General features: G+C 73.2%; 3 protein-coding genes. All 3 read left to right on the top strand.

Annotated features, from left to right (window positions below; genetic code table 11):
* A partial coding sequence (locus ACRDSK_RS32385; RefSeq protein WP_431445222.1) for an amino acid adenylation domain-containing protein occupies positions 1 to 1,707 on the top strand: 1,707 nt, incomplete at its 5' end.
* Positions 1,708 to 1,758: 51 nt separating this feature from the next.
* Positions 1,759 to 1,953 carry an MbtH family protein gene (locus ACRDSK_RS32380; protein WP_431445221.1) on the top strand — a complete coding sequence of 65 codons (195 nt, stop codon included), beginning with the start codon at positions 1,759 to 1,761 and terminating at the stop codon, positions 1,951 to 1,953.
* Positions 1,954 to 1,963: 10 nt separating this feature from the next.
* Positions 1,964 to 3,285, top strand: a 1,322-nt coding sequence (locus ACRDSK_RS32375; RefSeq protein WP_431445220.1) for a polyketide synthase, incomplete at its 3' end; no start/stop codon positions are given.

Genomic DNA, 3,285 nt, shown 5'->3' with positions numbered 1-3,285 from the left:
ACCGGGCTGGGGCCCGATGACGTGGTGGGCATCCTGCACGAACGTGACGCGGACATGGTTGCCGCCCTGCTCGGCATCCTGTCCGCCGGCGCCGCCTACCTGCCGCTCAGCTCCACCCATCCGCCGGGCTACCTGGAGACGATCCTGGGCGACGCGGGCGCCCGTTTCGTGATCGCCGCCCCGAACCTGGTGCACCGGCTGTCCGGCGCGGGCGTCACGGTGGTGACGCCCGGCGAGCTGCTCGAGGACGACGGTGCCGGCACCGAAGTCGCCACCGCGGAGCCACCGGCGCGGCCGGGGCCGGAGAACCTCGCGTACGTCTTGTTCACCTCCGGCTCCACCGGCAGGCCGAAAGGCGTGGCGGTCACCCATCGCGCGGTGTCCAACGTCGCCGCGACGATGCGGGAGGTCTACCGGCTCACCGCGGCGGACCGAGTGCTGCAGTTCGCCAACCTGGGCTTCGACATCGCGGTCGAGGAGATGTTCCCGACCTGGGCGGCAGGCGGCTGTGTCGTGCTCAGTCCGGAACCGCCGCCCGACCCCGCGGGCCTGACCCGGCTGATGAACGAGGAGCGTGTCAGCTTCTCGATCTTGACGTCCGGGTTCTGGCGCCAGTGGGTGACCGACGCCTGGCGGCGCGGGATCGACCCGGCGCCGACCCTGCGACTGATCTCGATCGGCGCCGAACCGACCGACGCGGCCACAGTGCGCCGCTGGCTGGAGGAGACCGGCGTCGGCGTGTTCAACGCCTACGGACTGACCGAGACGACCGTCAACACGACGATCGCCCGCGTCGCGGAGCCGGTGTCGGGCGATCGCGTCGGCATCGGAGGCCCGCTGCCCGGCGTGGACGTGTTCGTGCTCGACGACGAGCTGGAGCCGGTGCCGCCGGGTGTGATCGGGCAGCTCTACGCCGGGGGCGACTGCCTGGCGCGAGGGTACCTGGGCAGGCCCGACCTGACCGCGGCTCGGTTCGTGCCGCATCCGTTCGGGGAACCGGGCACCCGGCTGCACCGTACGGGCGACCGGGCCCGGTGGCTGGCCGACGGTTCGCTGCAGATCCTCGGCCGGGTGGACGAGCAGTTGAAGGTTCGCGGGTACCGCGTGGAGCCGGGCCACATCGAGGCCGTGCTTACCAGTCATGCCGGCGTGACGGCCGCGGCCGTGACCGTCCGGCCGGACGCCGACGGGCGCGAGCGGCTCGTCGGGTACGTGGTGCCGGCCGGCGGCGGCGGGCTGCCCGCCGACCTGCGCAGCCATGTCGCCGCCCGGCTGCCCGCATATCTGGTGCCGTCCATCTTGTCCACAGTGGACACGATGCCTCGCAACGCCAACGGCAAGGTGGACGTGCACGCCCTGCCCGAACCGATCGTGCCCGCCACCAGGTACACGCCGCCGACGACAGATCTCGAAAGGACGGTGCACCGGATCTGGCTGACGGTCCTCGACCGGTCGCAGGTCGGCGTGCACGACAACTTCTTCGAATGCGGTGGCACCTCGACGAGCCTGGCCCTGGTGCTCGCCGCCCTCAACCGCGAGCTCGAACTGTCCCTGCCGCTCGTGACGCTCTACGAGTTCCCCACGGTCGCCGCCCTGGCCGCGCGCCTGGCCGGGAGCGAGCGGGAGGACCGGCACGCCGGGCGGGCCGACCGGCTGCGGGCCGGGCGCGGTCGGATGGCGGGCCGTCGCCGCGGCCAGTCCGGCTGAGCGCACCGCGACACGAACCCGAGTATCTGAGAGAACCGAGGAGACGACGGCATGTTCGACGACGACCGGCAGTACGCGGTGGTCCGCAACGACGAGGACCAGTACTCGATCTGGCCGGCCGACCGGCAGGCCCCGGACGGCTGGCAGCAGGTCGGGCCGACCGGCTCACAGGACGAATGCCTCGACCACATCCGCCAGGTATGGACCGACATGCGGCCGCGCAGCCTGCGCGTGGCGCACGGCTGAGGAGGCGGTCGTGACCTCATCCGAAGAGACGGCCACCCGGGTGGCGGTGACCGGCATGGCCGTCCGCGTACCGGGCTGCGGCGGGGACCTCGACGGGTTCTGGTCGGCACTTGCCGACGGCCGCGAGCTGTTGACCCGGGCAGGTTCAGACGCCGGCGCCGCGCACGGCGTCGTGCCGGACGGCGACCTGTTCGACGCGGAGTTCTTCGGCTACGCGCCCAGCGAGGCGCGGCTGATGGACCCGCAGCAGCGTGTCTTCCTGGAGTGCGCCTGGGCAGCGCTCGAGCACGCGGGCCACGCCCCCGGAGCGGGCGCTCACGTCGTCGGTGTCTACGCCGGCTGCGGGGACACCGGGCATCTCGAACGCCTGCGCGCCCACCGAAACGGGTTCGCCGAGGTGTCCGACCTGCAGCTGCACCTGGCGAGCAGCGTGGACTTCCTCACCGCGCGGGTCGCCTACAAGCTGGGCCTGACCGGGCCGGCGTGCACGGTGCAGGCCGCGTGCGCCACGGGGCTCGTCGCCGTGCACACCGCCACCCAGGCACTGCTCGCGGGCGAGTGTGACATGGCGCTGGCCGGCGGGATCACGCTGCACGTGCCGTTCCCGCACGACCAGGTCGGCGAGGACGGGATCGTCGCGCCCGACGGGCACTGCCGCGCCTACGACGCCGACGCGCGTGGCACGGTGGTCAGCGACGGCGCCGGCGTCGTGGTCCTCAAGCGGCTCGACGACGCCCTCGCCGACGGCGACCACGTGCACGCCGTCATCCTCGGGTCGGCCGTCACCAACGACGGCGCCGACAAGGTCGGGTTCACCGCACCGAGCGTCCAGGGCGTCGCCGCCGCGGCCGACGCGGCACTCGTTCTCTCCGGAGTCCAACCGTCCACGGTGGACTACGTGGAGGGGCACGGCACCGGCACCCCCGCAGGCGACCCCATCGAGCTTCGCGGTCTGGCCAAGGCCTACGGCGCCGCCGACCCGGGCACGGAGCTCCTCCTCGGCTCGGTCAAGTCGAACATCGGGCACACCGACGTGGCCGCCGGCGTGCTCGGGCTGATCAAGGTCGTGCTCGCCATGCGACACGAGACCGTTCCGGCGACCCTGCACTTCCGCACCCCGAACCCGGCCGGCGACCTGGCCAGCAGTCCGTTCCGGGTCAACGCCGGGCCGGTGCCGTGGCCCAGGGGTGCCGGCGTCCGCCGCGCGGGAGTCAACTCGCTGGGCCTCGGCGGCACGAACGCACACGTGGTCATGGAGGAGGCGCCGGCACCCGCGCCGGCCCCGCCGGCCGGGCGGCCCCAGCTGCTCCCGGTGTCGGCGGGCAGCCACGG

The organism is Actinophytocola sp., from assembly GCF_050699915.1.
Taxonomy (GTDB): domain Bacteria; phylum Actinomycetota; class Actinomycetes; order Mycobacteriales; family Pseudonocardiaceae; genus Actinophytocola.
Note: the sequence above shows the minus strand (reverse complement) of the source record. Positions and strands in the feature narration are given on the sequence as shown.